This window comes from Thiomonas sp. (assembly GCF_054608695.1).
The window spans coordinates 292,472-317,594 of the sequence record NZ_JBTRXV010000001.1 but is presented as its reverse complement, the minus strand read 5'-3'; the positions used below and the strand labels follow the sequence as shown (position 1 = coordinate 317,594).

Annotated in this window: 27 protein-coding genes; 19 read left to right on the top strand and 8 right to left on the bottom strand. The window is 62.6% G+C overall.

The window, feature by feature from the left end; genetic code table 11:
• A partial coding sequence (locus ACYCUK_RS02020; protein WP_461593175.1) for a hypothetical protein occupies nt 1-460 on the top strand: 460 nt, incomplete at its 5' end.
• Nucleotides 461-558: 98 nt separating this feature from the next.
• On the opposite strand, the gene ACYCUK_RS02015 is transcribed toward ACYCUK_RS02020, so the two are convergent.
• Together ACYCUK_RS02015 and ACYCUK_RS02010 are read right to left on the bottom strand one after the other, a co-directional pair.
• Nucleotides 559-987: a hypothetical protein gene (locus ACYCUK_RS02015; protein ID WP_461593174.1), complete on the bottom strand. Its 429-nt coding sequence runs from the start codon at nt 985-987 to the stop codon at nt 559-561.
• Nucleotides 988-1,578: 591 nt separating this feature from the next.
• Entirely contained in the window at nt 1,579-2,013 is a 435-nt protein-coding gene (locus tag ACYCUK_RS02010) for a hypothetical protein (protein ID WP_461593173.1), read from the bottom strand.
• Between the two features lie 245 nt (nt 2,014-2,258).
• Between ACYCUK_RS02010 and ACYCUK_RS02005 the strand changes: the two genes are divergently transcribed.
• On the top strand, nt 2,259-3,056 hold the full coding sequence (locus ACYCUK_RS02005; RefSeq protein ID WP_461593172.1) for a hypothetical protein: 798 nt from the start codon (nt 2,259-2,261) through the stop codon (nt 3,054-3,056).
• 227 nt (nt 3,057-3,283) lie between these two features.
• Here ACYCUK_RS02005 and ACYCUK_RS02000 read toward each other — a convergent pair whose 3' ends face one another.
• A complete protein-coding gene (locus tag ACYCUK_RS02000; RefSeq protein WP_461593171.1) occupies nt 3,284-3,751 on the bottom strand; it encodes a hypothetical protein in 468 nt (155 codons plus the stop codon).
• 192 nt (nt 3,752-3,943) lie between these two features.
• On the opposite strand from ACYCUK_RS02000, the gene ACYCUK_RS01995 reads away from it, so the two are divergent.
• From ACYCUK_RS01995 to ACYCUK_RS01985, 3 genes are all read left to right on the top strand, one after another.
• Nucleotides 3,944-5,131 (top strand): DNA polymerase III subunit beta family protein, encoded by a 1,188-nt coding sequence (locus tag ACYCUK_RS01995; RefSeq protein WP_461593170.1) that lies wholly within the window; start codon nt 3,944-3,946, stop codon nt 5,129-5,131.
• A 13-nt stretch (nt 5,132-5,144) separates the two neighbouring features.
• Nucleotides 5,145-5,624, top strand: a complete 480-nt coding sequence (gene dut / locus ACYCUK_RS01990) for a dUTP diphosphatase (protein ID WP_461593169.1) — start codon at nt 5,145-5,147, stop codon at nt 5,622-5,624.
• Between the two features lie 288 nt (nt 5,625-5,912).
• Nucleotides 5,913-6,461: a hypothetical protein gene (locus ACYCUK_RS01985; protein WP_461593168.1), complete on the top strand. Its 549-nt coding sequence runs from the start codon at nt 5,913-5,915 to the stop codon at nt 6,459-6,461.
• 133 nt (nt 6,462-6,594) lie between these two features.
• Here ACYCUK_RS01985 and ACYCUK_RS01980 read toward each other — a convergent pair whose 3' ends face one another.
• Nucleotides 6,595-7,236, bottom strand: a complete 642-nt coding sequence (locus ACYCUK_RS01980; protein ID WP_461593167.1) for a hypothetical protein — start codon at nt 7,234-7,236, stop codon at nt 6,595-6,597.
• Nucleotides 7,237-7,340: 104 nt separating this feature from the next.
• Between ACYCUK_RS01980 and ACYCUK_RS01975 the strand changes: the two genes are divergently transcribed.
• From ACYCUK_RS01975 to ACYCUK_RS01930, 10 genes are all read left to right on the top strand, one after another.
• Nucleotides 7,341-8,231 (top strand): prohibitin family protein, encoded by an 891-nt coding sequence (locus tag ACYCUK_RS01975; protein ID WP_461593166.1) that lies wholly within the window; start codon nt 7,341-7,343, stop codon nt 8,229-8,231.
• Entirely contained in the window at nt 8,228-8,371 is a 144-nt protein-coding gene (locus tag ACYCUK_RS01970) for a hypothetical protein (RefSeq protein ID WP_461593165.1), read from the top strand. The genes ACYCUK_RS01975 and ACYCUK_RS01970 overlap by 4 nt, the downstream gene beginning before the upstream one ends.
• A 10-nt stretch (nt 8,372-8,381) precedes the next feature.
• Nucleotides 8,382-10,442, top strand: a complete 2,061-nt coding sequence (locus tag ACYCUK_RS01965) for an ATP-dependent helicase (protein ID WP_461593164.1) — start codon at nt 8,382-8,384, stop codon at nt 10,440-10,442.
• Between the two features lie 114 nt (nt 10,443-10,556).
• A complete protein-coding gene (locus ACYCUK_RS01960; protein WP_461593163.1) occupies nt 10,557-10,874 on the top strand; it encodes a hypothetical protein in 318 nt (105 codons plus the stop codon).
• A gap of 67 nt (nt 10,875-10,941) precedes the next feature.
• Nucleotides 10,942-11,586: a hypothetical protein gene (locus ACYCUK_RS01955; protein ID WP_461593162.1), complete on the top strand. Its 645-nt coding sequence runs from the start codon at nt 10,942-10,944 to the stop codon at nt 11,584-11,586.
• A gap of 92 nt (nt 11,587-11,678) precedes the next feature.
• The gene (locus ACYCUK_RS01950) at nt 11,679-12,320 is read left to right on the top strand and encodes a hypothetical protein (protein WP_461593161.1); all 642 of its coding nucleotides are present in this window, start codon (nt 11,679-11,681) and stop codon (nt 12,318-12,320) included.
• On the top strand, nt 12,320-12,910 hold the full coding sequence (locus ACYCUK_RS01945; protein ID WP_461593160.1) for a hypothetical protein: 591 nt from the start codon (nt 12,320-12,322) through the stop codon (nt 12,908-12,910). Before ACYCUK_RS01950 ends, ACYCUK_RS01945 begins: the two co-directional genes overlap by 1 nt.
• 478 nt (nt 12,911-13,388) lie before the next feature.
• Nucleotides 13,389-13,922 carry a hypothetical protein gene (locus ACYCUK_RS01940; RefSeq protein ID WP_461593159.1) on the top strand — a complete coding sequence of 178 codons (534 nt, stop codon included), beginning with the start codon at nt 13,389-13,391 and terminating at the stop codon, nt 13,920-13,922.
• A 1,209-nt stretch (nt 13,923-15,131) separates the two neighbouring features.
• A complete protein-coding gene (locus tag ACYCUK_RS01935; protein ID WP_461593158.1) occupies nt 15,132-16,514 on the top strand; it encodes an ATP synthase subunit B family protein in 1,383 nt (460 codons plus the stop codon).
• 296 nt (nt 16,515-16,810) lie between these two features.
• On the top strand, nt 16,811-17,125 hold the full coding sequence (locus ACYCUK_RS01930) for a hypothetical protein (protein WP_461593157.1): 315 nt from the start codon (nt 16,811-16,813) through the stop codon (nt 17,123-17,125).
• A 96-nt stretch (nt 17,126-17,221) separates the two neighbouring features.
• On the opposite strand, the gene ACYCUK_RS01925 is transcribed toward ACYCUK_RS01930, so the two are convergent.
• Nucleotides 17,222-17,881 carry a helix-turn-helix domain-containing protein gene (locus ACYCUK_RS01925; protein WP_461593156.1) on the bottom strand — a complete coding sequence of 220 codons (660 nt, stop codon included), beginning with the start codon at nt 17,879-17,881 and terminating at the stop codon, nt 17,222-17,224.
• Between the two features lie 231 nt (nt 17,882-18,112).
• On the opposite strand from ACYCUK_RS01925, the gene ACYCUK_RS01920 reads away from it, so the two are divergent.
• The 4 genes from ACYCUK_RS01920 (at nt 18,113) to ACYCUK_RS01905 (ending at nt 21,680) form a co-directional block, all read left to right on the top strand.
• Complete coding sequence (locus tag ACYCUK_RS01920) at nt 18,113-18,301, top strand: hypothetical protein (RefSeq protein WP_461593155.1); 189 nt, start codon at nt 18,113-18,115, stop codon at nt 18,299-18,301.
• Between the two features lie 247 nt (nt 18,302-18,548).
• On the top strand, nt 18,549-18,848 hold the full coding sequence (locus ACYCUK_RS01915) for a hypothetical protein (RefSeq protein ID WP_461593154.1): 300 nt from the start codon (nt 18,549-18,551) through the stop codon (nt 18,846-18,848).
• The gene (locus tag ACYCUK_RS01910; protein WP_461593153.1) at nt 18,841-20,658 is read left to right on the top strand and encodes an AAA family ATPase; all 1,818 of its coding nucleotides are present in this window, start codon (nt 18,841-18,843) and stop codon (nt 20,656-20,658) included. Before ACYCUK_RS01915 ends, ACYCUK_RS01910 begins: the two co-directional genes overlap by 8 nt.
• On the top strand, nt 20,652-21,680 hold the full coding sequence (locus ACYCUK_RS01905; RefSeq protein ID WP_461593152.1) for a metallophosphoesterase family protein: 1,029 nt from the start codon (nt 20,652-20,654) through the stop codon (nt 21,678-21,680). The genes ACYCUK_RS01910 and ACYCUK_RS01905 overlap by 7 nt, the downstream gene beginning before the upstream one ends.
• 106 nt (nt 21,681-21,786) lie before the next feature.
• Here ACYCUK_RS01905 and ACYCUK_RS01900 read toward each other — a convergent pair whose 3' ends face one another.
• The 3 genes from ACYCUK_RS01900 to ACYCUK_RS01890 form a co-directional block, all read right to left on the bottom strand.
• The gene (locus ACYCUK_RS01900) at nt 21,787-22,068 is read right to left on the bottom strand and encodes a hypothetical protein (protein WP_461593151.1); all 282 of its coding nucleotides are present in this window, start codon (nt 22,066-22,068) and stop codon (nt 21,787-21,789) included.
• Between the two features lie 147 nt (nt 22,069-22,215).
• Nucleotides 22,216-23,247: a ribonucleotide-diphosphate reductase subunit beta gene (locus tag ACYCUK_RS01895; RefSeq protein ID WP_461593150.1), complete on the bottom strand. Its 1,032-nt coding sequence runs from the start codon at nt 23,245-23,247 to the stop codon at nt 22,216-22,218.
• 40 nt (nt 23,248-23,287) lie between these two features.
• The gene (locus tag ACYCUK_RS01890; RefSeq protein WP_461593149.1) at nt 23,288-25,114 is read right to left on the bottom strand and encodes a ribonucleoside-diphosphate reductase subunit alpha; all 1,827 of its coding nucleotides are present in this window, start codon (nt 25,112-25,114) and stop codon (nt 23,288-23,290) included.
• Nucleotides 25,115-25,123 lie beyond the last annotated feature (9 nt).

Below are 25,123 nucleotides of genomic sequence, written 5' to 3'. Positions count from 1 at the left end.
CCGAACGGCAGGAGATCGCTTCGAGGGCGACCCGGTTGGCGGCGGACAGTGCCGAACCGGCAGCGGTGTCATGACCGCCGTTCCTGCCGATTCGAAGCCCATCGCAGCCAGCTCGGCGCTGACAGAAGTGCTGGGCGCCCTGAGCCGGCGCTACCAGGCCCAACGCGAGGCCGACCCGGAATACCGGGATCTCTGGGATGCCTGCCAGGACGGTGGCCGGACACGGGCGGTGCTGGAGGCCGAGCGCAAGATGCGGACCATCGCCCTGGACCTGCTGAAGCTCCTGGGCCAAGACGACGGTCGGCCAGCGGACGCCGACCTGCTGGCGGTGGTCTATGGACTGCCGCTGGCCTTCCGGTTGCTGAAACAGGAAATCCAGGAACAGGAAGGCTTGGAGTGCTGCGCGGACAAGGCACGACTGGTGCTCCGGAAATTCCTGGCCGAACGGCTGGGCGTCTAGCCACTAAGGAAAAACTCGGGCCAAATCCTTTCCTTGGAGGAAAGCGAAGGAAAGGTTGGCGACCATTTGCCGGCGCCGCCCCTAAACGGTTCGACCCGTCAAACGGCCTTGAATCCCTTACGGCGCTGGGCTATTTCGGTAAACCGCCGGGCTTCAGCGAAATCCTTATTCCGCAGCGCTTCCACCGCCGATCGCATCGCCGGATCCTTGGTTTGAGCGAGGTGCAGATCGGTTTCGGCCTCGAGCTTCTCCCCGGCGTAGGCGTTGATGGCGCGTAGTCCTTGGATGAAGTCCTTGCGATTGGCCCTGTAGTTGTCAAGATTCAGCCCCGCCTCGGCAAACCGTTTGCGGTAATAAACCAAGTAAGCTGGCGTAAGCAGGATTTTACCCGTCTTCGGCTCTTCCAGGAACCGGTCCTTGACCGGTACCGCCGCCATGGGATCCAGAGCGTCCATCTGTTTGATCATCTGTTCCGCCCGCTCCTGCGGGATGTCGGCTTTCAATAGAATTTCAAGAATGGTGTCCATGATCTGTACTCCTAATACAAACGGGAAACAAAGCGTATCGGGTAGCCTGGCCAATACCGCCACAAGCCGATCTCCGTACGAGAAAAGTCGTATTAGCCAGCGTGCTAGCGCGACCCAACTAAACCGTTTTTTTCAGAGATGTGGCCTAATCCGGCAAAGCGCGACTCACGGGAGCCCTAAAGATTCCCGTCCCCTTTGGTCAAAAGCGAAAGAAAGTCCCAGCGCACATTGGTTTTGCCCACCGCTCTCTGAAGGCTGCTCGTGCTCCCGAAGTGGATGGATGCCGAAGTAGGAACGCCGCCGCCTTAGCGTTAGGACTACTCTAGCAGGAGACGCCGCTATATTCCGGTACCAGGCCACTTTGATTGGAGGTTACCGTGCTGTACTCACTGGATGTTTCTCCCTGGATGCTTGAGGAGCTTTGCAAGGGGTGGTCCCGCGAAGAAATTCTGGAAGGGATCCCCTACTTCGAACAGGCGGCCGCAACTGATAGTTATTATCTGTTCCACGTACAAGTCCTACGGGATGAATTAGGTTTTCGTGACTAGCTTGCTCATTATTAGGCCCCGTCTTTCGGGGCCTTTTCTTCAGTCAGGCGATCTTAAACGCCTTCCGGCGCTGAGACACTTCCAGGAGTCTCCTGGCTTCGGCGAAATCCTTATTCCGGAAAGCGGCCAGGGACTCGATCATCGCCTGATCTTTCGTCTGGGCGAGACGGCGATCGGTTTCAGCCTCAAGCTTCGCCCAGGCATGGGCATTGACGGCACGGAGACCTTTGATGAAATCTTTACGATTGGACCGATAATTGTCGAGGTTCAGCCCGGCTTCGGCGAAGCGTTTACGGTAATACGCCAGGTATTCAGGCGTGAGCAGGATCTTGCCGGTCTCCGGATCCTCATGAAACCGATTTTTGACCGGTACGGCTCCCAAGGGGTCTAGGGCCTTCAACCGTTCAGCCAACCGCTCAGCCCTTTCAGGGGAGAGACCGGCTTCCAGGAAGATGCCAATAGATGCGGATGTGGCCATGTACTGTTCTCCTAATAGGGACGGTTAGCAGTGTAATATTGCGGGACGCTACCTAGTCTGGCAAAGAGCAATACAAGCGCTGCAGATTTACTGTTTCCAATATGCAAAGTATAGCAGGAATCGGAGCATCATGTCGACCGGGAAACGACCCAGCCGCTACGAAGCCACCGAAGGCGGACGCCTTGGATGGACTGCCGGTTCTCCTGGCGCTATAATTTGCCTATACCAAAAGTGAGGCTATCCCCTTGAAAATCGTCAGCAGCTACAAGGATTACTACGACAGCCTGATGGATCCATCCGATCGGGATCGGATCTTCCTGTGCAGCACCCGGCCGGCGGACGCCGCTCAGAGCGCGTTACTGGCCCGGATCCAGGCCGATCATCCCAGGAAGGCCGTCGCGGTACGGTATCAGCGGGAAGCAGGCCCGGAGTGGGGCTGGTTAGTGCCCAGGATCCTCGTATTCTGCGGGCAGGTCTACCCCGCCTGGCAACTGGAGGAAACGCTTACCGGCAATTACGCGCGCTGGCGCCGGACGGCCCCGAAGCTACCCGCGGCCTTGATCGCCTTGGACGGCACGGTCGTTTGGACCCCGGAACAACTGGATTCCCTGCTGGAAAAGCTGCACCGGCTGGACACCGTGCTGCGCTTGGGCACCCGACTGGGCTTTGAGCTTGGCTGGCACTCTCGCGCGGAGCGGACGGCCGAGCCACGGGCCGGATTGGCTGACTGGCTGGCATCCGGGTCCGCTCGCCATCTGCCGGAACTGGTCATGGCCGGCATCACCAGCAGCTGGATCCCCGCGCAGGAGGACACACGCCGACATCAGACGCGGAAAACGGTGTTCACGCTCAACCCGGAATTGCGAGAGATCCAGTTCTACAAACGGCTGGATCCGCAAACCGCCTACCAGGAGCTCGAGCGCTACCTCTTTGACGTCATGACCGAATCCCGGCTGCCCATGGCGGCGCTCAGTGACCGGGAACAGGTTCAGCGAAAGGGCTTCGACGCCCAATACGGTTTCCGGACCAGGCCCCACGGCTGACCGGCAGTCCCGTGCGGGATGGCGACCACTCCCGCCGGCGGCCTAAACGAGGCCGCCGCAGCGCCGGATGGACCAGAATGTCCGGAGCAGCATGCTCTTGGCGGCAAGCCCGGCCCTGGCCGCAGATGTTCTTGCGCCAACGGCAGCAATCCGGCCTGGGGATCTGTCCAGGTCAGTGCCCGGAAAGAAGGCGGCCCGGACCGAGGTCGGAGGCCGCCAGAAAATCGTCAATGCCGGGGACCGTCCGGGACGAATAAGGGGAGCAGAAACCGTGAGAATGGAAAGTTCGCCGTCTGCCGGACAGGTTCGCCAAAACTCGGCGTCTGGTTCTCCGCCCGCCGGATGGGCACGACGACCAGTTGCGCCCGGCCCTGAACCGCGCCTTCGACCACCAGAACCTCCTGGCGGTCGGCCGCCTGGCTGGGCGCCGCCTCTCGCTGGGCGCTACTCCAGCCGGTACTGCCGAACATTGCGAGCACCAAGGGCGAGCCGTCGTGGTCGGCACTGATCCGGGCCACCAGCCGTGGCAGGGATTCCGCCAACTGCGCCTTATGCTCCAGGTCCAAAACCCGCAGCCGAGCCACTGTTCCGTCCTGGAAAAAGAGGAACAGCGTAGGATCGATATCCCCCTGCTCCGTGATCTCCTTCTGGCACGCCTCGAGCCAACCGTTGGCCATCTCCTCCAGATTCGGCATTCGACTCCTCCTTTGAAAAACAAGACCTACCACGTATAGCGCCCAGTCGCCGATCAGGGACGGCTCTGCCCGGCTCCGGCTAGGCCAACCGCAAGGGCTCCGACCGTTCCAGGCTGGCGGGCGGCAACCCGCTTTTCGTTTCTATAAACTGATAGTATACTATAAATTACATTTACTCAAAATGGCTCGCTCATGGCCCAATTTCAGTTTCCGCGCGATACCGCCTACCCGATCGTCCACCTCGTCGCCTCCTGCGCGGGGACCCCGGGCGGCGTCGGCGATATGGCCCTGCGCCTGGACATTTCCGCCACGGAAGTCCGGCTGACGGCCAACAACGGTGCCCTGCGACTATCGGCTCTGCTGCCGGACGTCCAGGTCCTGGCCGACGCGAAGACCCCCCTGCCCTGCGCAATCCACATTCCGGCCGAGAAGCTGGTATCCGTGCTGAAACCGATTCCGAAGGGTACCGAGGTCAAGGCCGCTCTGGAACCAGGCAAGCTGGCGCTCCGCGCCGGAAAATCGAAGTTCTCCCTGACGGTCTTGTCGGACAACCACCCCGCCCTGGAACCCAGGAAGGCCGATTCCGTCGCGTCAGGGGCGGTAGCCGTCCTGCCCGGCGCCCAACTGGCCAGGCACCTGGAACAGGTCCTGGTTTCGGCCGGTAAACAGGATGCGCGCGCCATCCTGAACGGCGTTTATCTCGAACTCCTGCAGAATCCGGATGGCTACCGGATGACGGCTTCCGACGGCCGTCGGCTGGCCCACGTCGAAGTCGAACTGCCGCAGGGATCAATTTCCAGGGAGGACGCCTGCATCCTGCCGGTCACGAATCTCGCCACGCTCATCAAGGCGGCCGGCAGCGCTGAAACGGTCGAATGCCTGCTGGACGAACATGGCCTGCGGCTACGGACGCCGAGCTTGCTGCTGGAAACCAACCGGATCGATGGCGAATATCTGGCCTACGAACGGGCGCTCCCCCACCGGGATGCCGGATCCCTGGAGCTGGACTCCGCGGAATTCCTGGACTGCCTGAAGCAGGTGGCCCCGCTGACGAATCCGGACGCCCCCAGCCTGCAGCTGACAACCGACGGTGACACCCTGACCATCCGGTCCCGCCCGGGAGCGGTCTCCGCTCAGGAGGAAGCCGTGGCCGAGATGACGGTAACGCCGGCCGTAGGAAATCCGGAAGTGTGCCCCCCCGGGGAACCCAGGGACGCGTGTCCCCTGGAATTGGGGGTGCTGCTGAACCGGGACTATCTGCTCGACTCCGGCAAGGTTCTGTCTCCCGGCCGTTGGCGGGTTTACTACCGGGACGCCTCGAGCGCGGTGGAACTTACGGACGGGGAGACCCGGTACATCGTCATGGCCATGCGTCAGTGATAGAAGGATTTGCATGAAACCTGAATTATCCGGCTCCCTGGAGCGCCCCTTGCTGGAAGTCCAGATCCTGGATGACCGGATTCATCAGTGGGGCCTGCCTCAGTATCAGACAACCGGTTCCGCCGGCATGGACCTGCGGGCCTGCTTGGCGGAGACCCTGATCCTGGCACCCAACGACACCTGCCTCGTGTGTTCAGGGATCGCCATCCACATTGGCGATCCTTTTCTGATGGCCATGATCGTGCCCCGTTCTGGCCTGGGATCGCGCGGGCTGGTGCTCGGAAACCTGACGGGCATCGTCGATGCCGACTACCAGGGCGAAATCCGGATTCCATTGTGGAACCGCTCTTCGGAACCGATTACCGTCCAGCCCGGAGACCGGGTGGCTCAACTCATCCTGGCGCCGATCGTGCGCGCCCAGTTGCGGATCGTATCGGAGTTCGTGGCGTCAGGCCGAGGCGCCGGCGGTTTCGGCAGCACGGGACATGCCTGATCCGCAGTAAGCACAAACCGCGATTCAGGCCAGTGAAAACCCTGCCCGGCGGACTTTGACCGCCTGGAGTTTATCGTCTTCTCGCAAAGCGGCCTTGAACTCGTCAGGGGTTCCCGACAGCTTTGGTTCGGTAAATTCAATTTACAGTATAGCGGAAACCCGATAACGATTCCAGCCGCCTCGACCCCGGTAACCAGAACGCGGGCGCTCCAGGGGGCCGGCGAACGGAGCACGATGCCTATACTGGTGCCGGATTTCTCGAGCCGGCCTTTTTTGAGGAGTTGCTCCATGTCGGTAAATTGCCCCGTATGCGGCACCATTGGCAAGAAACTGCTGGCCATCCAGGCGGAAGGCACTTTCCAGGTAAACGAGTCCGGTTTCGGCGCCGGACCGGTACTAGGCCCTGGCGGCATCGGAATTGGGATGATGGGGGCGGATCTGTCAGGGACCGTGTCCAGCCAGTTGGCCGAAGATCTGCAACCTCCGGAAGACCCCGCCGAGGAGGTGAACTGGCGCCCCGCCGTGGTCGGTGTCTCGGCCGCAGGATTCTTCGGCTTTGTCCTTTCCGCGCTGACGCATCCCAGCCTGTGGGCCGTCCTCTCGCTGGGAATCGGCACGGTCATTGGAGGACTTTTCCTGTGGGCGTCAGTGGCTGGAAGCCGAGAACCGCTGGCGAGGCAAAAGGCCGACGCCACCAACCTGTACCGGAAGGCGCTCCGGGTGTATCCACGCCTGCGGTACTGCGGCCACTGCAGCCTGGTATTCGACGAACAGACGGGAGCCCACGACGACGCCTCTCCGGCTGGTATCGAGCGCTTGATCCGGAAGGCGGGCTGACGCTGCTTGCCGCAGTAAGGGTCATCCGGATCCTGGCCTCGTCGAGCTTCCGGAGAAACCGGCTGGCGGAAACTCCTGCTTGGACCGTCACCCGACTCCGCAGAAGAAAACCGGCCATTAGGCCGGTTACGAATCAGAAGTTCCAGACGGCTTTCGCCTGGTCCGGGCCGGCGTTGACGAAGGTTTCGCCCATATAATGCAGGAGGCCGGCCCCCATGAACACCGAAAACCAGGTGGCGGGCAACCGGACTTTCTGTTCGCCCAGCGTGTACCCAGTTTCCGGCGAAAGCCGAGCTTTCAAGACCTGGATGCCGCCTATATCCTCGATGGGGCCCACACTGGCCCAACCTTCTTCCACATCCAAATCGGTATACCGCCAGCAACGGCCGTTCCGGTGCTGGACCCATTCCACTGCATCGACGTCCGGCGCCTCGGCCCCGTAACGCGCACGGATACCGGCCGCAAACTGGGTTTTCATCAACCAGGCCGCAAGCGTGATGAACTCCTGAAGGGGCCTAGGTTCGCCATCCGGATGGCCTACCAGCACAAGAGGCGCGTTCGACCATCGTTGCGTCAACAGAACCCGATAGGCGTCTTTCGCGCCGGGTCCGGGAGCGTCGTGTTCCGCCTCCAGTACCCCTGCGGCCCCAATGTGCTGGCCAACCACCGTGGCCCACAGAAACAGGGGTTGCTGTACCGCTTTCAGACGCCGGGCCTGCTTCTCCGCCTGGGCCTGTTCCGGGGCATGATCTGTCCTATTTCGTCCATGTGCCATGAGATCTCTCCTGAATATCCTGCCCAGTATAGGCTTCGGCCATTGCTTCCGGTTTAGCATTACTTCTGCTATAATGAAATTCGCATATTGCAAACCGGAGCCCCATGTCCATTCCGGATCTCTTCCGCCGCAAAGGAAACGCCCGCATGTCCCAGTCGTCCCCCCTGTCCTCCACGCCCGTCAAGCTCGGTCTCATCGGCGCCGCCGTGGCCGCCATCCTAGCCGCCACGGCGCTGTCCGTCACCACCATCGGGCCGGGCCAACGCGGCGTGCTGATGGACTTCGGCGCCGTCCAGCCAGGCGTCCTGGACCCCGGTATCCACGTGCTGATTCCGGTCATGCAGAGCGTGGCCAAGATCGATGTCCGGGTCCAGAAATATTCCGTGCCGGAAACGGCCGCGTCCAAGGACCTGCAGGACGTCGAGACCACTGCGGCCATCAACTGGCATATCCTGCCGCAGGACTCGGAATGGGTCTATCAGCATCTCGGCCGCGAAAAAGCCGTGGAGCAGAACATCCTGGCCCCGGACGTCGCCAACGCGGTCAAGGCGGTTACCGCCAAGTACAACGCGGAAGACCTGATCGTACACCGGGACCAGGTGCGCGCCGGCATCGAGACCATGGTCAAACAGAACCTGCTCCCCTACCACATCGTGGTGGACAGCGTGAACATCACCAATTTCTCGTTCTCCCCGGAATTCTCCGCCGCCATCGAGCGCAAGCAGGTCGCCCAGCAAAAGGCCCTGCAGGCGACGTACGAGCTCCAGCGCGCGACCGTTCAGGCCAAGCAAAAGGTGGTAACCGCCACCGCCGAAGCCGAAGCCATGAAACTGAAGGAAGTCTCGGTGACCCCCGAACTCATCCAGTGGGAAGCCGTCCAGAAGTGGAACGGACGCCTCCCCCGGATCCTGGCCGGCGGGAAGATGCCCTTCATCATGGCGTTGCCCAAAAGCGCCGTCAGCGTCTCACCGGCCCGCAAGGGAGCGGCCAAATGACCCGTGCCGATGATACCCGCGGCTGGCAAGGCCTGGGCGCCGGCCTGGGGGTGCCCTTTCTTCCTCTTGGTGGACCACCTGCATGGAAACAAGCAATGATCCGTGCCGCAGACCAGGCCGCCGCCGAAGATGCCCATTGAAAAACCGGACATGGCCACCCAACCGTTGTTGCTTCCCGATGCCGAACCATCCGTAATCCAGCCGAGACCTCGCCCGAGCTCTCCGCTGGAACGGGAAATCGCCGGCCTGAATCCGGAGCAGCAGGCCATCGTCACGGCCCCCTTGACGGAGAACCTCGCCATCCTGGCCGGGGCCGGTACCGGTAAAACCCGGGTGCTGACGTACCGGATCGCCTGGCTGATCGCCCAGGGAGCCGATCCGGCGAAGATCCTGGCGCTGACCTTCACCAACAAGGCCGCCCGCGAGATCCAGGAACGGTTGCGCCACCTGCTGCCGAACCGGAACAAGGGGCTGCGTACCGGAACCTTCCACGGCATCGGCCTGCGCTGGTTGAAGCAGTACGGCGGCGTGCTGGGCCTCTCCCGGAATCTGCAGTGCCTGGACGATGATGACGTTCTCGCCCTGATCCGCAGGCTCATGAAGCTGGATTCCCACTGGCGCCTGAACCACATCAAGCCGGAGGAAGTCCGTCCGGCGCTCTCCCACTGGAAAGAGCGCTGCTATCGGTACGGAATGGTCCATCAGGTTTGGCCCGGCCTGAGCCCGACCGGAGGTTTCGAACCCGCCGCCCAGGCGGACGGGCCTCCCGCCCCGCTCCCCTTGCTGGACCTGTATCTGCGCTACGAGGCGGAGAAAGCCCGCAACGCCGTGCTGGATTTCGACGACCTGATGCTGGTCCCCAACCGGCTGTTCGCGGAATATGCCGAAGCCCGGGAAGCCGTACGCCAGGCCTATGACTTCGTGCTGGCCGACGAATTCCAGGACACCGATCCCTGGCAGTATCAACTGCTGGAGACCATCAGCCAGGACTGGAAAAAGGCGCGCACGACCGTCGTCGGAGACGATGACCAGAGCCTCTACTCCTGGCGCGGTGCCAGTCCCGACATCCTGCCCCGGTTCATCGCGGCCAGCCACGCCTGTCTGCACCGGCTGGAGGAGAACTACCGGTGTGGCGGAGCCATCCTGGAGGCGGCCAACGCCGTCATCGATCGGAACCTCGACCGCCTGGGCAAGACCCTGTGGACCCGCTGCCCCGACCGGACCCCCATCACCTTCGAAGTCTACCAGGATAGCCGGGAGGAGGCCCGCCGCATCACCCAACGGGTCCAGTCCCTGCGGCAGCAGGGTGTTTCCCCGGCGGAAATCGTCGTGCTCTACCGGAAAAACCGGTTTTCGAGCGACCTCGAAGCAGCCCTGCTGAAAAGCGGCATTCCCTACCGGGTGTACGGCGGCACGGATTTCTACCGGCGCCAGGAGATCAAGGACGCCTTGGCCTACCTGCGGCTGATCGCCCATCCGGAAGACGACCTGGCCCTGCGCCGGGTCATCAATGTGCCGCCGCGCGGCATCGGAACGGCCAAACTGGGCAAGCTGGCGGATCGCGCCCGGTATTGGGGTTGCAGCCTGTTCGACGCCGCGCGGGGCCTCGGCGACGACAAGCTCCGGCCCTTCGTCCAGATGGTGTCCGACTGGCGCCCCGCCTGGTCCGGCCGCGATCTCGCCGCCCTGCTGAAGATCGTCCTGGATGAAACCCGGCTACGGCAGTGGTATGCCACGGAACAGAGCAATCTCGAAAAAGGCGAGGCGCAGGCCGAACGGCTGGGAACCCTGCTGGAATCCGCAGCCGAATTCGAAGACCGCTGGCTGGCGGATTCCGACCGGGCGCCGAACGCCGACCTGCTCGCGGACTTCCTGGCGGAAACCGTCCTGGAGGCGGACGCCACTGCGGGCAAGGACACGCCGGCGGTCAGCCTGATGACCATTCATCGGGCGAAAGGCCTGGAGTTCCAGGTGGTGTTCATCGTCGCGCTGGAGGATGGCGAATTTCCGTCCCCGAAAGCGCCCATCGAAGAAGAACGCCGCCTCTTCCATGTGGCCATCACCCGAGCCAAGCGGCACCTGTTCCTGTCGCGAGCCAAGCGCCGGTTTCAGTTTGGCCGGCTGGGCGATCCGGTCGCGGCGTCCGAATTCCTGCGGGATCTGCCCAAGGGCCTGCTGGTGTTCCCGCAACGGCTCACCGTGGCCGCCTGACCGCTACCCGGCGCATAGGTCGGCACCGGAACAACGGACGCTATACTTCCGACACCAAACCCGGCCATCCGGCCGTGTACCGATGGTGACCACCACCCTTACGGGAGAACTTCCATGCCAAAAGCACTCATCTACTTTCTGACCGCCCTGCTCGGGGTCAACCCTGTCTGGCAGCAATGGCCCGGGTTCCAGGGCTTCACCACGCAAGCGCTGGCCGCCTCGCAGATCCTGAGCGAAAACCACTACGACTACCTGATCTTCACCTGGGTGACGGCCTATGCGCTGGCCAACCTGATGGTCTGGGGAGCGTTCGGCGCCATACAGATGCTCAATGACGGCCGGATGTCGGCCTGGGGCTGGGTACCAGACCACCGTGGCCGCCGGCCGGAATCCGGAGCCGACGACAAGGGAGCCAAGGCGGTCCAGGCCTGAGTCTCGCCGCCATCAAGGGAGCAGCCTCAGGGGCTGCTCCGCTGCTTGTCACTGAAGGAGCTTTGTCATGGTTACTCATCACCCCCGACCCGTCCTTTTCGGCCTCAGCCTGCTGACTCTGCTGACGGCTACCGCCTGGGCCAACCTACCGGTCGGGCCCAGGCAGGCGGGGGCGCCCGCCACCGCCCCGTTCGCGACCAAATGCCCCGCTCCCATCACGCCGGCCGCATTCCAGGAAGACCTGCAGACCACCGTCTGCCAAACCGGCGATGCCCAGCCGTTCTACCGGGAAGACCTGCGGTTGCCGATGGCCAAGGCCTTGCCCGAAGTGAAGGCCATCCTCGCCAGGAACCACTTCGACGTGGTCTTTTCCATGAACGTGCTGCACCGGATCGAGGCCAGACAAGCCACCTTGAAAATTCCGGATTTCAATCTCGGAAAATACGATGCAATCGTCAGCCTTTCCGTCTGCAATCCCTACGATTTCAGCCATCTGCTGAGCGCGGACTGGCAATCCACGACGCTCTGCCCCCGGACCGTCACCCTGGTTGGCAAGGGGGACTATACGAGGATCTCGTATGCCCGGCGCGCGGTGGAAGCGGTCCATACCCCGGCCTACAGCGCGGCTCGAGCCATCGATCAGCAGCTGATTTCGGCGCTAGGCCAGATCCCTGGAGCCATCCATCCATCGGTTGTCAAACCGGCCCGGTAATGCTCGGCGCTCCGGATACCGCGCACCACAGCTCCCGGGACCTCGGCTTCCGATCGGCGCCGGTAACGCCCGCGTTTGGGACGACCGGGACAGTGGAACGAACAGATGCGAAGGCCGCGAACCGGCTTCGCTGGTGGCTCGCCGGCCTGGGAGCGATCCTCGTCGGGGGGTTCGGCGCAAGGTATCCGAACGGCTTTTTTTATGGCCTGGAAATCAGTGTGGTGGGCGCCATCTGGCTCATTGGCGCCGGCGTCCTGGCACTGACGCCCGGCGAACTTCTGGCCGCCTTCCACGGGGGTTCGGCGATCCGGACCGATATCGCGGATCCCCTGCCCTATCCTGTGAAATACTTGGCGGGCTGGTCCAGCTTCCTCGCGATCTGGGCCGGCGGCAGCGCGTTCGTCGGCGCCGAAATGGCCCGCATGGCCCACAGCGAACCGGTGGAAATCCTGGTCGTTGCCGCCTATGCGTGGACGGCCGCCCTGCTGCTGATCTTGCTGGCCGGATGGCTCGTACCCGCCTGGCAACTTCGCAAGATCAATGGACAACGTCTGCTCGTCCGGCAACGGGAGGACGCCGCCCGGGTTGCGCGGCAGCGTGAAGCGGACGCTGCCATCATCCGGCTTCAGCGGATGATAGAGGAACAAAAGCATCGGCAACACGCCCTGCGCACGCGGGGGATGATTCGCTCGGAAACTCCGGTTTCGACGCAATTCCGGCCCTGGAACTTCTGATGGCCACGGCTTCGCCCATCGATTCCAGCCCGGAAACCCGCTTTGGCGGCCTGGAGTCCTGTGCCCTGCCCCGCCTCACGGTGGAGCTGGTGCCGGCCACGACGATCTGCAGCAATCTGCGCTCTATCCTGCCCCCGGAAGACTGGGACGGGATTCGTCGGCAGGCATACCAAAACGCCGGATACCGGTGCGAGATCTGCGCCGGAAAAGGTTCCAGCCATCCGGTGGAAGCCCATGAGCAGTGGACCTATGTCGAGCTGCCGATGCCCGCCGGACACACGGAATCCTGGCAGGTCCTGACCAGCATCTGGGCCTTATGCCCCGCTTGTCACGAGGTCAAGCACCTGGGTTTCGCCGAACAGAAAGGCAGGCTTCCGCAGGCCATGGCCTGGCTGGCCGCCATCAACGGCTGGAGCTTCGCCACGACGGTGGCCTACGCCCAGGAGGCATTTTCCACCTGGCGGCAACGCAGTCGACGGCCCTGGGGCCTCGATATCGGCTGGCTGGAAACCATCGGCTGGCATCCTCCGGTCCTCCGCTGGCCACCATCGATACGCGAAACATTCGACGTATCTTCCGTTCGCCCCTAATCCTGGAAATCTCATGCCCCTTCCCGATAAACCGACCAGCACCCGAACCCGACCGGCCCCCCGTGCGACCACGCCTTTCCCCGTCTGGGCCAAGGCGTCCTGGTCGGATTCCCCCCCGGCGACCCCCAGCCTGGATGACCTGCCGGTGCGGTTCTCCCTGGCCGTCTCCGAGCGGATCGGGCCACCATACCGTCAAGCCGTCATCCGTCATCAGGGCAATGAAACCTGGTTCTGGGCGCATGCCGTGCGGGCTTGGCTGGAGCGGCCGGAGGCCCGGCGCGGACCCGGAGAAGCCACCCGCCTACGGGTACTGAAGCCAAGCCACGGGGAGGCCTCCGTAACCCTGAAAGTCCGGCCATTGACGCAGCATCGTGAGATCCTGTGGACGTATGCCAGGCGCCATCAGCTCCGGTTCGAGGACGTGCTGCGGGAAGTCCTGGTCCACTATCTATTCCCGGATTCCAGGCGATAAACCGGTATGGACTCGAATGCCGATCCGTCTGTCGAGGATCTCTTCGACCAGGTTGAACCAGCCGGGCTGGAGCCGTCTGGGAGCCGGCCAGCGCCGGACCCTGTACCGGATGAAACCGGTCTATCCATCGGGGTCCGGCGAGCGGGAGAAGTCTGCCTGGCGGCCTTGACCCGGCTCCAGGAAATCGAGGACACCTTGCGCGAATTGCGCCAGCTGCTGCGGGAGGACCAGCCCAAGAAGGATGGCGTCGTGCTCCTGGAGTTGGCCGATTGCGGGAAGAAATGCCTGGGTTGCCCGCACGTCCGCTGGAAGCAATGGCGTTGGCATCCGCGGAACAAACGGCACCCCTGGCAGGCGCATCCGGTCCCCTTCCCACTCCGGAAACTACGCCGGACCGGAATCTTCGCCGCCAGCTTTCCGCTGGCCAGTTCCCGTATCCGTCAGGTCCTGGAGCTTTCCGCCGAGCGGGAACGCCTGGTGCGGAGGCTCCACGATCTGCGCCGGACGCTCGGTCCATTCGGGCCTCCCAAAGGGAGGTGAACCCGGGAAGAATACCGGGATTTACGAAAACCAGAACGGGGGTCGCGCCCCATGATGAAACCCCGTGGCCGACGAAGGCGGCTACGGGGTTTCTGGTTCACAGGCCCCATGATAAATCCACCCTTGAGCGCCACGATCACCGTTCGGGCGCGGTCTTCGCCCGCCCGGAAGACGGCCATATCTACCGGGGACGACCCGCGCCTTGCGGCGGTCCAGGCGCCGTATCGGCGGCCGGGGACGACCCTGGCGAAGGCACCGGTCCGGGGCCAGGAGCCGGGCCTCCTTTCGACGCGACGAACGGTGGCTTCGCCAGCGGCGAGACGGGGTAAGGACGGCCGGGGCGCTGGTGCCACAGGGGCGCCGAGAGATCCCAACGGGAGGTGGAAACGGGGGAGAACACCGGGATTTACGGAAACCCGATCGGGGGCCACGTCCCATGGTGGATAGGGGGCTCCTTCCTTGGGCTGGGTGCCCCCTATTCCGATAGGAACGCCCCATCATAAATTGCTTGGCCGGTGCCGCGAACGGCGGATTCCGTCAAGCTGGGCGGGGCCTAGCCAACGAACCGGGGCTGTCGTCGTGGGCCTCGTAGACCCCGCTGGCGGGCCAAAGCAACCGCCAAACGGGCGATGGGAATCCGGTCTCCGGCTGGACACTCCGGACGGAGCCCCGCTGGGCTGGTTCCGAGCCGGTGCCAGCCACGACGGCAAGACCATCCGGAGATGATCCGAAAGAGCGGGAGGTCGGGCGGGACCTGGCCCCAGGCGCGCCCAAGGTACCGGGAATGCCAGCGAGACTGGTCCTGGCCGGGCGTGTCCGGCCCAAGGCTTGGCTCCATGGCGCCTTCCGTGGCCGGGGGATACCGATGACAGCGCCTCCCAACGGGAGCCGGGCCGGGGACGAATATCGGGATTTACGGAAACCAGACTGGTGTTCACGCCCCATGATGCCCCGCAGGGGCTATTGGAACCGCCCCATCATAAATGCCGAACGGAGACCCAAAAGCCGACGAAACCCGCCGCCCAGGGGTATCGGCGCCGACCTATAAATGGAATCAGCGCGGGGTGCCCGGGCGGGCCATCCTATTTTCGGGAGCGGGATATCTCCCGGCGGGAAGCCTGGTTATCCAGTGCGGGGCCTGGAAACCTCGTGCCTATATTCAAGCATGGTGGTTAGACCACCACCCAGGACAACAAAAGGGGCAAGTAAATGGACAAGCAGACGATGGATGTGGGCAAGGTGATCAGCGGTCTCCAGGATAGTCTGGAAAACGGCATGATCGGAGAGAACCAGTGGGGCACCCATGGCGCCATCCTGGACCGCCCTGGCGGGCGAATCCTGGCCATCCGTAGCGGCTTGGCGAACGAGGTGTTCACCCCGCAGCAGGAACGGATGCTCGCCGGCTTTTACCTAGGCCGAAAGAAGGTCGGGGGGCAAGGCATTCGGTCCAGAGTCTATGCCTGGGATCGGATGCTGGCCGTGGAATCGCTCCGCGAGGAAGCGGAACTGGTCCAAAAGCAGACGAGATCCGATCTCATGAAGGCGCGTCGACAGCTTGAAAAAGTGCGCGCCGAGGAGCGTGCTGACAAGCACACGGCAGCCGTGTTGCAGGAAGCACTGGAACAGGCGCAGAAGATGCGCGCGGCGGCGCCGCAGGGGCCGATGTTCCCGCCACTCACTCGGAAGGGCGACAAGACACTGGCGGGCATCCCCACCTTGATGTGCTCGGATCTGCATTATGGCGAGGTCGTGGACGGAGCGCAGATCGGCGGGTTGAACACCTACGATATTGGAATCGCCAACAAACGGCTGGACCGCATGTTCCGCAGCACCGCAGACTTGTTGCTGACGCACCTGTCCGGCTCCACGTATGACGGCCTCGTGGTCGACCTTGGGGGGGACATGGTTTCCGGAGTCATCCATGAGGAACTGCAGCGGTCCAACGAGAAGGAGATCTTGGCCTGTTGCATCGAGCTCAGTCAGCATTTGGCCCGCGGCATCGCGCAGTTGGCCGCCGAGTTCCCGGTGGTGCATGTCGCTTGCGTCGTGGGTAATCATGGTCGCATGGAGCGCAAGCCCACCGCCAAGGGCAAAGTGCTCAACAATTTCGACTTCATGACGTACATTCTGGTCGCGCAAGAATTGAGCAAGGTCCCTAACGCCCATGTCCACATCTCTGACAGTGCCGATTACACCTACGAGCTATACGGCACCAGGTACCTTCTGACACACGGAGACCAGTTCAAGGGCGGCAGCGGCGTCGGCGGCATCTGGCCATCCCTGATGAAGGGCGACAATCGGAAACGCAAACGTTCGGGCATTGTAGGCCGTCCTTATGACTACGCGGTCATGGGTCACTTCCATCAGTACGGCATCATCAACAATGTGATCGTCAATGGGTCCTTGAAGGGCTACGATGAGTACGCTTACCTCAACAACTTTGACTTCCAGCGTGCCCAGCAGGCGCTCTGGATCACGCATCCCGAATACGGCATGACCTTCCAGATCCCGGTGTACGTGGACGACCCGAGCGAGATCCTGCAAAAAACGGCGTCCAGTGCCGGATTCGCCTTGGGTGCTTCCTCACGCTGATCAGATCATTTCCAGGCCCCGGAAAACCGGGGCCTTTTCCATGCCCAGGAGCGGCGTGAACCCCCACCCCGTACCTTACGGGGCTGCAGAGGTTTCCTGCGCTATCGCCAACGCCAACCGTGGGGATCTCGACCCCGGACTCCCAGGATCTTTCCTTTGCGGGGGAAGAACTGTATATTTAGACAGTGTTGCCGCACAGCCACAACTACTTGCGCGGAGAAGGATGGAGGTGTAAAATCCACCATCGTAGAACTGAACGCCACTAAAAGTTACGCCGCTAAAGACTCGAGGATCATATGCTGCCGGATACCATTGACTACACCCTGTTTGACCAGGACGCGCCGCCCACTACGGAGGCCCAGCTGGCGCGCAGGTTTTCATTCCCCCTGCTGCGCCAGATCGTGCTCGGCCAGGCCCCTACCCTGGACCAGATGCTGCTGCTCGGGGATTTTCTGGATTGCGCCGTATTTGTCGCCCACCCCAGCGACACGATGACGCGCCTGATCCAGGCGATTCAGCGGATGGTTCCCGGCGCCCTGCTGCGACTGAGCGTGCGCGCCCGGGACCTGCCGCTGGAAAGCGCGGCCTTGCTGGATTTGGATCCCAGCTGAGCCGTTGGCCACACCTAAAAAAGAAAGCCCGACGTGCGGGCTTTCTTAAACTGAGATGTTTCAATCTACATCCGTCGGATGAAGACTCCTCTCCTGTTAGTTTAACCGGTCCTTGGGGGGCACCGGCGCGTCGTTGGCGGTAGTTTCCGGGACCTCTTCCCCCAGGGCATCCAGCAGGCCCTGCAGATTCACCTTGGTGGGGATCAGCTTCCGGTTGGTGGCCTCCTCATAAAGCAGGATCAACAGATGCTGGACCTTGGGCTCGGCCCTGAACACGCTGGGATGCACGAACGCGCCCCACTCGGGGTCCCGCTGCATGAGATGCAACGCAGGCTCCAGGTAAACCGAAAGGCTATCTGGCTCCAGGTAGAAGTCGTCGACTCTGACGATATCCGCCGCGACCAGGATGGCCAGCCGCGGCACACCAAGAAACTTCGCGCAGCCGTCGATGACTTTTTCGGACAAGCCGGGGATGGGTTTGATGCCAGTGCGCAACTGGTGGATATACCCATAGGTCACGCCGATGGCCTCCGCCATTTCCTTCAGCTGCAGCCCACGCTCATTGGCGGCTTCGATCAGCCATGCCAGGAGCGTACAGCCCCGCAAGGTGACCTCCTCGTCAGTGATGCCGGCCGTCCAGCCGGTGCGCCGTTCCGTAGGGGTGACCTTCCGTTTCGTCCGTTCCTTACGAAGATCCTTTCCCGCGGCGAGCACTTCCGCAGCCAACTGCTCTGGTGTCTTCTTTATAATACTCATGGTGAACTCCTTAAAAATTAGACTATGGAACCGAAATATCATGGTCCGGGTTACGGGCCTGTTTTGTACTATACCGCAGCTTGCACCCTTTGTGAACAGTTTACTAACAGGCATTTCCAGACAGATCCTCAACCATTGGTGCACCGCATTGGCCGATAGTTCCCTAAAATATCAGTTCCTATATTACAGACAGGCCAAATTATGCGGGAAACCCCCGCCAAGGAGTGTGTCATGGAGGCAGTAATAGTCGGGCTCATGTTCGTCATCAGCTTCGGTATCTTGGGGGTGGCATTGTCCTACGGCGCCATCCTGATCTTCCGGGGGCTGGGCAACCGCCCAGTCCGTCATGCCACCTCCGCCCGGACCTCCGCCCCGGTAGCCCGCCGCGCCAATTCCGTTGGCGCCAACTACCGGGGTTGAGAACACCGCATCGCCCCGGCTTTATCGCTGGGCGTGGATCGAAACAAACATACCCTACCATTATTCCGAGGATCGACGCTCACGCGCCGGTCCTTTCCCTGTTTCAGGCGCGGGCCGCCGCCGGAATCACGCCTTTCGAGGTTCCGTCCGAAGCCGGATTGCGCTATAATATACGCGGGCCATAGGTATACCGAACATCTGATTGGACGTCGACCGTCCGGCATCTTACGCATACAGGAGGCTTCTCATGGCTGAACTCAGCGCTACCGAACGACTGGAGCAACTGCAAAAACGACACCGGGCACTGGAAGCGGAACGGGTCCAGTTGCAGGCCAAGCGCGAAATGGCCCAGGCCCGGTTGCAGGAGATCCGCGAGCAGGCCCGTGCCCAGTACGGTGTCGACGATGTCGAGTCCCTTCGCCGGTTGAAGGCCGAATGGGAGGCCGAAAACGAGGCCAGGTTGACGGCCTTCGCCGAGGCCTTGAGCCAAGCCGAACAAGGGCTGGCCCGGATACGGGCGAACGCTGCCGGAGAATCCCATGCCTGAGCAGCGGGATTCCGTCTCGGAGACCTTGCGACGGTATCGGGCCGAAGCCGATCGCTGGCAGGCCGCCTACCGGCTCGACCAGGAGCGCGAAGACGCGCTGCGGGGGCAGCTCGGCACCGCCCGCGCCCGGCTGGCCCTGCAACCCGAAGCCCAGCGTCTGCTGGAGGCCACCCAGCGGCGGCTGCATGAAAAGTCCCTGGGCACCTTCGAGACCCTGCTGACGGCCCTGATCCGGGACGTGTTGCAGGGAGACCAGACCATCCGCATGCACCTGGACGCCGGCCGAGGCATCCCCGCCTTGTCCATCGCGGTGGAACGGGACGGCTGCGAGGAGGACGTCTGGGACGGTAATGGCGGCGCCCTGACCAATACGGTCTGCGCCGGATTACGCCTGATCGCCCTGGCCCGGAGCGGCTTGCGTCCTTTCCTGCTGCTGGACGAAGCCGACAACTGGTGTTCCCCGGCGATCGTCCCGCAGTTCGTTTCGGTGTTCGCTGACCTCGCGGCTACCGCCCAGGTGCAGACGCTTTTCATCAGTCACCACGACCCCCTGCTATTCGATCCCCGGACCCATCTGGTGCATCTATCCAAGATCGGAGACCAGACGGAAGCGCGAGAGCAAGCCACGCCGGAATGGGAGGCCGGTCAGCCGGGCATCCGGTATATCCGGCTGCAGGACGTCCGTCGTTTCGTGGACAGCACCGTGGTCCTCGCCCCCGGGGTCAACGCCCTGATCGGTTCCAACAGCGCGGGCAAGAGCACGGTGGCCTCGGCTTTGCGCGGCGTGGCCTATGGCGACAGCAACGACGGTTTGATCCGGCATGGCGCCAAGCAGGCCCGGGTGGAGCTTGGCCTGGAGGATGGCCGGATCCTGGAATGGACCCGCCAAGCGAAAGGCAGCCCCAAGATGCGATGGGCGCTCAAGCGGGCGGACGGCAGCGTCGAACGGGAATCCACGTCGGCCAAAGGCCTGCCGGAGTGGTTGGGAGAAATTCTCGGCATCGCCCGCCTGGACGGACTGGACATCCAGCTATTGCATCAGAAGACGCCCATCTTCCTGCTGAACGAAACCGCGACCAAACAGGCATCGGTGCTCTCGGTCGGCCAGGAGGCCGGGCACTTGCCGGAACTGATGGCCCGCTACCGGAAAATGGTGCAGGACGATCAAGCCACCGTGCGCTCCGGCGAACTGGAACTGGACGCGGTCCTGAACCGGCTACGCCGCTTCCAGGGCCTCGATCAGGTCGCCGACCAACTTTCCGGCGCGGAAAACGCCGCCAGCGCTTGCGAAGCGTCCGACCAGCGGTTGCAGTCCCTGAAGGGGCTGGGCGGCCAGCTGATCCGGGCAACCGACCAGGCACTAGGCCTCGAGCGGGAGTTGAGCCCACTGCAGGACTTGCCGGAGCGCCCTGCCCTGCACGATGTCCAAGCGCTGGCCCAAGCGCTGGCTCTCCAGGCGCGGATCGAGCAGATTAGCCGGATGACCGTCCCGGCGATGGTTCCGGATATCACGTTACGTCCGGTGGCCGAGCTCGCTTGGCAAGAGCGGGAATGGTGCAGATTGGCCCGTCTGGTCCAGGAGCCGCTACCGGACCTGGCCGATCTGCCGCAATTGCGGGCTACGGCCGAAATACTGGCGATCGGCGAGCAGTGGGTGAGCGCCGAGCGGGAGTTTGCGGGGCTGGAGGCCGCCATGGCCGCTAGCCGGTCGGCCGAAGCCGATGCCCGCACGGAACTGGAGAATTACCTGCACGAGTTGGGCGACGCCTGCCCCTTATGTGGCCAACACCTGGAGAAGTTCCCATGCTGACGAATACCCAAGGTTTTCTGTTCATCGGAGATCCCCATATCGCGTCGACCTCTCCGGGTCGACGGAAAGATGCCGACTTCGCCGCGACGGTCGCCGGCTCGCTATCGGAGGCCTTCCGGTTGGCCAATCGACTGTGCCTGCAGCCGGTCATCCTGGGTGACTTGTTCCACCGGGAGCGTGATTCCGAGGCCCGGATGCTGGTCCACCTGTTCCGGGCGTTACGGCTGGCCGAACGGACGCCCTGGTGCCTGGTCGGCAATCACGACCTGGAGGAGCACATTCTGACGGATCGCACCACCCTGGCTGCGGTGGCCGAAACCGGGCTATTGCAATTGATCGGCAACGGAGCCTTTGACCTGATCGATTGCAACGGGGTCCTGGTCGGTCTCGGAGGCACGCCTTATGGCCAAGCGATTCCCCAGTCGGTGGAAGGCCTATTCGCGGAGACGCCGGATCAGGCTATCTGGATCACGCATACCGATGTCCGCTTCAAGCAAGCCTATCCCGGGGCCTTGGAACCGTTTGCAATCGCCGGATGCGATCTGGTCGTCAACGGCCACATGCACCTGGAACAGCCATCGGTACAGGTGGGCCATACCTTGTGGGTGAATCCGGGCAACATCACCCGAGTCAGCGTGGATGCGCTGGACTACGCCCCCGGCGTGCTGGCCTGGACGCCGCTCGAAGGCTTGCGCCGGTACCCGATCGCGCATGCTCCCGGCGTGGAGGTCTTCAATCTGCAGGGCCGGCTGTCCACCGCGGACGATGCGCCGAATGCCCTGGCCGCGGGGGTTGCCGCCATCTCCCATCGGAGCGACTTCGTCCGGATGCTGGTGGAAGACGTCCAGTCGCGCAGTGGTTCCGGGGCTGCGGTGCTGGCGGCCGAACTGGAGAAGGTCGCGGAAGAGGAGCGGATCGCCCCGGAAGTTTTACGATTGCTGTTCACCCTGATCCCAGACGCCAGCGCGGAAACCCCCCTGCCGGCGGCGCTTCCGGCCCAGAACCTGGATCATGTGGCCTAGGGAGCGCAAACCCGGATTCTCGAACGAGTGGGCCTGGCGACACTGGCCGGCATAAGTCCAGCGACCGGTCTGGACGGGTGCGGGTGGCCTCTCCGGCTTTGTTGCGTTACGGCGTAACGATCATGTCAGTCATCTTGAGGCGTCCGTCGTAATATTCTGAATGTCCGTTTGGCAAATGAGCGACTTTCTCCAAAACCACCCGCTCGGCACCAAGGATCGTTTTTTCCAGGATTAGCTTTTGCGTTACGCCGTAACATAAGGCCAGCCGTTTCAAAGCCCGTTTCGCGTGCACATCGATCACCAGGTTCAAGCGCTCGCCATTGCCATCCTCATCTGTTAGGTGTCGTGCGCGATAGGCCGCTTGCCGCTCCGCATTGCTCTTTGCCATGGTATCCCCCTGATTGTCACACAGTAACATTCTAGGCTGCTCGTTACGGCGTAACAAGTAAGAAAAACACCACAAAATACGAATACCCGGGAGTACGAAGGGGGCAAGCCTACGCTTGCCCCCTTCTGATTGTCGCCCGCCCCGTGTTCAGACGGAACCGGCTTCGGCTCGATCTCGCAAGCTTTCCTGCTGCAGGTCCATAGCGGCCCATACGTCCTCCCAGGACCCCGTTGTCGCGCCCCGGCTGTATTCAGTCCCCTTGACCTCAAAAATGTTGGCGTGCTCCACCCCGGCCAGGAGATCTTCCAGCCACGCGAGCGGCTTTCCATCCTTGAAAATGGGCTTGAGACCCAGGCCACGCAACCGGAGATCCGCAATGTAGCGTACGAACGATTTCACTTCCGCGGGGGTGAGACCTCTCAGGGGGCCCTGTTCGAACGCGAGATCGATGAACCGTTCCTCCAGGCCGACCATGTCGCGGGCGGCATCCTGGATCCGGTGCCGCATGGCCTTCGTATGGATTTCCGGAAATTCGATCAGCATCTGGCGAAAGAGCCGGCTATTGCCTTCGACATGCAGCTGTTCGTCGCGGACCGAATACGCCAGGATCTGGCCCATGCCGAGCATCTTGCCGAAGCGGGTAAAGTTCAGCAGGATGGCGAAACTGGAGAAGAGCTGCACGCCTTCGATCAAGGCGGAATAGACCGCCAGGGAGAAGGCCAGATTCTCGATGGTGTCGTCCGGGATGCGGTGAAGATAATCGTGCTTGGCGGCCATGGCGGAATATTCCTTGAAGGCCTGGTACTCGGTTTCCGGCATGCCCACGGTATCCAGCAGCAAGGAATAGGCGTGCATGTGGATGGACTCCACGTTGGCGAAGGCGTTCAGCATCATCCGGACTTCAGTCACAGGGAAGCGACGCAGGAAGCGCATGGAATAGCCTTCCGACACATCGACGTCGCCTTGAACGAAGAATCGGAACACCTGCGTCAGCAGGTTCCGTTCCGCCGCCGGCATCGCTTGCCAGTCTTTGGCATCCGGGCCCATGACGATTTCATTGGCGAGCCAGTGCGTGCGCTGTTGGCGATCGTAGTACTCGAAGGCCCAGGGATACCGGAACGGCTTGTAGGCCGTGCTGGGGGTGAACAGGTTTGCGGCGGGAACGGGTGCTTCGATCATTGGGGTGATATCTCCTGAAAAAATGGGCAGAGCTGCAGGCTCACTGACAAGCCAGGCATTCGTCGGTAGCCGGAAACGGGATGACATTTTCCGCCACGGATTCCGGTACGGGGGGTGCGGCCGGTGCCAGGTACTGAAGCAGATTCCCTTCCGCGGTGGAGGCCCGGTGCTCGGTTCGGGAGCGGTTGTAGTACAGGCTCTTCACTCCCTTGCGCCAAGCCCGGAACACGTGCTCGGTCAGGGTCCGCTTGGACACGTCGGCGGCATAGAACAGGTTGACGCTTTGGGACTGGTCGATATGGGGTGCCCGGTCGGCTGCGTGGTCCAGAACCCAGCGCTGGTCGATTTCGATGGCCGTCTTGTAGACGTCCTTTTCCCAGTCGGTCAGGCCGTCGAGGTGGCGGACGGATCCGCGATGCAGCCGGATGCTGTCCCAGACCTCGTCGGTATCCATCCCTTTGCCAGCCAGCAGAGCCTTGAGCTCCGGGTTGCGGACGGTGAACGCTCCCGACAGGGTTTTCTGCACGAACACATTGGCGTTGAACGGCTCGATGGATGGCGATACGGAATTGGCCAGGATGCTGATGCTGGCAGTAGGGGCGATGGCCATCCGGTAGGCGTTGCGGACCATGGCGCCATGTTTGGCCGCATCCGGGCACGGCCCCTTCTCTTCCGCCAACTGAACGGTAGCCGCCCGGGAAGCCTGATCCAGCCACTTGAAGATTTTTCGGTTCCAGGAGGAAGCCATGGCGCTTTCGAAGGGAATGTTCTTCGATTGCAGGAAGGAGTGAAAGCCCATTACGCCCAGGCCTACGGATCGTTCCGCCCGTGCCGAGGCCACGGCTTTCTCAAAACCGGGGATCTTGGACGCCCGCGTGATGAAATCCTCCAGGACATTGTCCAGAAAATGCATGACGTCCCGGACGAACTCCTCGTTGCCCAACCACTCGTCGGTGTAGCGCAGGTTCAGGCTGGAAAGGCAGCAAACCGCGGTGCGGTCGGACGTGGTCGGCAGGAGGATTTCCGAGCACAGGTTGCTCTGGGTGATCCATAGGGATTCCGCCTGGTGGAAATCGGGAACCGCCCGGTTCACGGTGTCGATGAACAGGAGGTACGGCTCGCCCCATTCGACGCGAGCCAGGATCAGCCGCTCGAACAGGGCTCGAGCGGAAACCGTCTTCATGATTTTCCCGGTGTGGGGGTCGCGCAAGGACCAATCCGTGCCGGCCTGGACGGCCAGCATGAATGCGTCGCTCACCACGACCCCGTGGTGCAACATCGGCGCCCGGCGGTAGGCGTCCCCGCCGGTCGGCCGGCGCAGGTCGATGAATTCCTCGATTTCGGGGTGGTCGATGGGCAGATACACGGCACCGGCCCCCCGCCGCACATTGCCCTGGGAAACCGCGAGAAAGCTGGTTTCCACGGTCTTGAGGAAGGGGATCAGCCCGCTGCTCTCGCCGATGTCTCCGACCGGACTGCCCTGCGCCCGGATATTGCCCCAGTAGGATCCCAGGCCGCCCCCGTGCTTGGCCAGCATCGCGCATTCCGTATAGTTGTCGTAGATCCCCTGGATGCTGTCCTCGACCGAGGTCAGGAAACAGCTGATCGGTAATCCCCGATCGGTACCCCCGTTCGACAAAATCGGCGTGGCCGGCAGGAACCAATGCCGGCGAAGGTAGCCCAGGAGCCGTTCGGCATGCGGGACGTCGTCGGCGAAGTAACGCGCCACCCGCTGGAACAGTCCATCCGGAGTTTCTCCCGGCAGCAGATACCGGTCTTGCAAGACGGCTCGGGAAAAATCCGAAAGCGGAATCGCGTCCTCGACCGACAGCGGCGGAAAGGCGACAGCGAAAACAGGATCGAGCATGACGTTCTC

What these genes read in the sequence shown, in the direction of transcription:
- ACYCUK_RS02015 (WP_461593174.1), bottom strand. Translation starts at nt 987, where the DNA reads ATGGACACCATTCTTGAAATTCTATTGAAAGCCGACATCCCGCAGGAG.
- ACYCUK_RS02010 (WP_461593173.1), bottom strand. Translation starts at nt 2,013, where the DNA reads ATGGCCACATCCGCATCTATTGGCATCTTCCTGGAAGCCGGTCTCTCC.
- ACYCUK_RS02000 (WP_461593171.1), bottom strand. Translation starts at nt 3,751, where the DNA reads ATGCCGAATCTGGAGGAGATGGCCAACGGTTGGCTCGAGGCGTGCCAG.
- ACYCUK_RS01995 (WP_461593170.1), top strand. Translation starts at nt 3,944, where the DNA reads ATGGCCCAATTTCAGTTTCCGCGCGATACCGCCTACCCGATCGTCCAC.
- dut (WP_461593169.1), top strand. Translation starts at nt 5,145, where the DNA reads ATGAAACCTGAATTATCCGGCTCCCTGGAGCGCCCCTTGCTGGAAGTC.
- ACYCUK_RS01985 (WP_461593168.1), top strand. Translation starts at nt 5,913, where the DNA reads ATGTCGGTAAATTGCCCCGTATGCGGCACCATTGGCAAGAAACTGCTG.
- ACYCUK_RS01980 (WP_461593167.1), bottom strand. Translation starts at nt 7,236, where the DNA reads ATGGCACATGGACGAAATAGGACAGATCATGCCCCGGAACAGGCCCAG.
- ACYCUK_RS01975 (WP_461593166.1), top strand. Translation starts at nt 7,341, where the DNA reads ATGTCCATTCCGGATCTCTTCCGCCGCAAAGGAAACGCCCGCATGTCC.
- ACYCUK_RS01970 (WP_461593165.1), top strand. Translation starts at nt 8,228, where the DNA reads ATGACCCGTGCCGATGATACCCGCGGCTGGCAAGGCCTGGGCGCCGGC.
- ACYCUK_RS01965 (WP_461593164.1), top strand. Translation starts at nt 8,382, where the DNA reads ATGGCCACCCAACCGTTGTTGCTTCCCGATGCCGAACCATCCGTAATC.
- ACYCUK_RS01960 (WP_461593163.1), top strand. Translation starts at nt 10,557, where the DNA reads ATGCCAAAAGCACTCATCTACTTTCTGACCGCCCTGCTCGGGGTCAAC.
- ACYCUK_RS01955 (WP_461593162.1), top strand. Translation starts at nt 10,942, where the DNA reads ATGGTTACTCATCACCCCCGACCCGTCCTTTTCGGCCTCAGCCTGCTG.
- ACYCUK_RS01945 (WP_461593160.1), top strand. Translation starts at nt 12,320, where the DNA reads ATGGCCACGGCTTCGCCCATCGATTCCAGCCCGGAAACCCGCTTTGGC.
- ACYCUK_RS01940 (WP_461593159.1), top strand. Translation starts at nt 13,389, where the DNA reads ATGGACTCGAATGCCGATCCGTCTGTCGAGGATCTCTTCGACCAGGTT.
- ACYCUK_RS01935 (WP_461593158.1), top strand. Translation starts at nt 15,132, where the DNA reads ATGGACAAGCAGACGATGGATGTGGGCAAGGTGATCAGCGGTCTCCAG.
- ACYCUK_RS01930 (WP_461593157.1), top strand. Translation starts at nt 16,811, where the DNA reads ATGCTGCCGGATACCATTGACTACACCCTGTTTGACCAGGACGCGCCG.
- ACYCUK_RS01925 (WP_461593156.1), bottom strand. Translation starts at nt 17,881, where the DNA reads ATGAGTATTATAAAGAAGACACCAGAGCAGTTGGCTGCGGAAGTGCTC.
- ACYCUK_RS01920 (WP_461593155.1), top strand. Translation starts at nt 18,113, where the DNA reads ATGGAGGCAGTAATAGTCGGGCTCATGTTCGTCATCAGCTTCGGTATC.
- ACYCUK_RS01915 (WP_461593154.1), top strand. Translation starts at nt 18,549, where the DNA reads ATGGCTGAACTCAGCGCTACCGAACGACTGGAGCAACTGCAAAAACGA.
- ACYCUK_RS01910 (WP_461593153.1), top strand. Translation starts at nt 18,841, where the DNA reads ATGCCTGAGCAGCGGGATTCCGTCTCGGAGACCTTGCGACGGTATCGG.
- ACYCUK_RS01905 (WP_461593152.1), top strand. Translation starts at nt 20,652, where the DNA reads ATGCTGACGAATACCCAAGGTTTTCTGTTCATCGGAGATCCCCATATC.
- ACYCUK_RS01900 (WP_461593151.1), bottom strand. Translation starts at nt 22,068, where the DNA reads ATGGCAAAGAGCAATGCGGAGCGGCAAGCGGCCTATCGCGCACGACAC.
- ACYCUK_RS01895 (WP_461593150.1), bottom strand. Translation starts at nt 23,247, where the DNA reads ATGATCGAAGCACCCGTTCCCGCCGCAAACCTGTTCACCCCCAGCACG.
- ACYCUK_RS01890 (WP_461593149.1), bottom strand. Translation starts at nt 25,114, where the DNA reads ATGCTCGATCCTGTTTTCGCTGTCGCCTTTCCGCCGCTGTCGGTCGAG.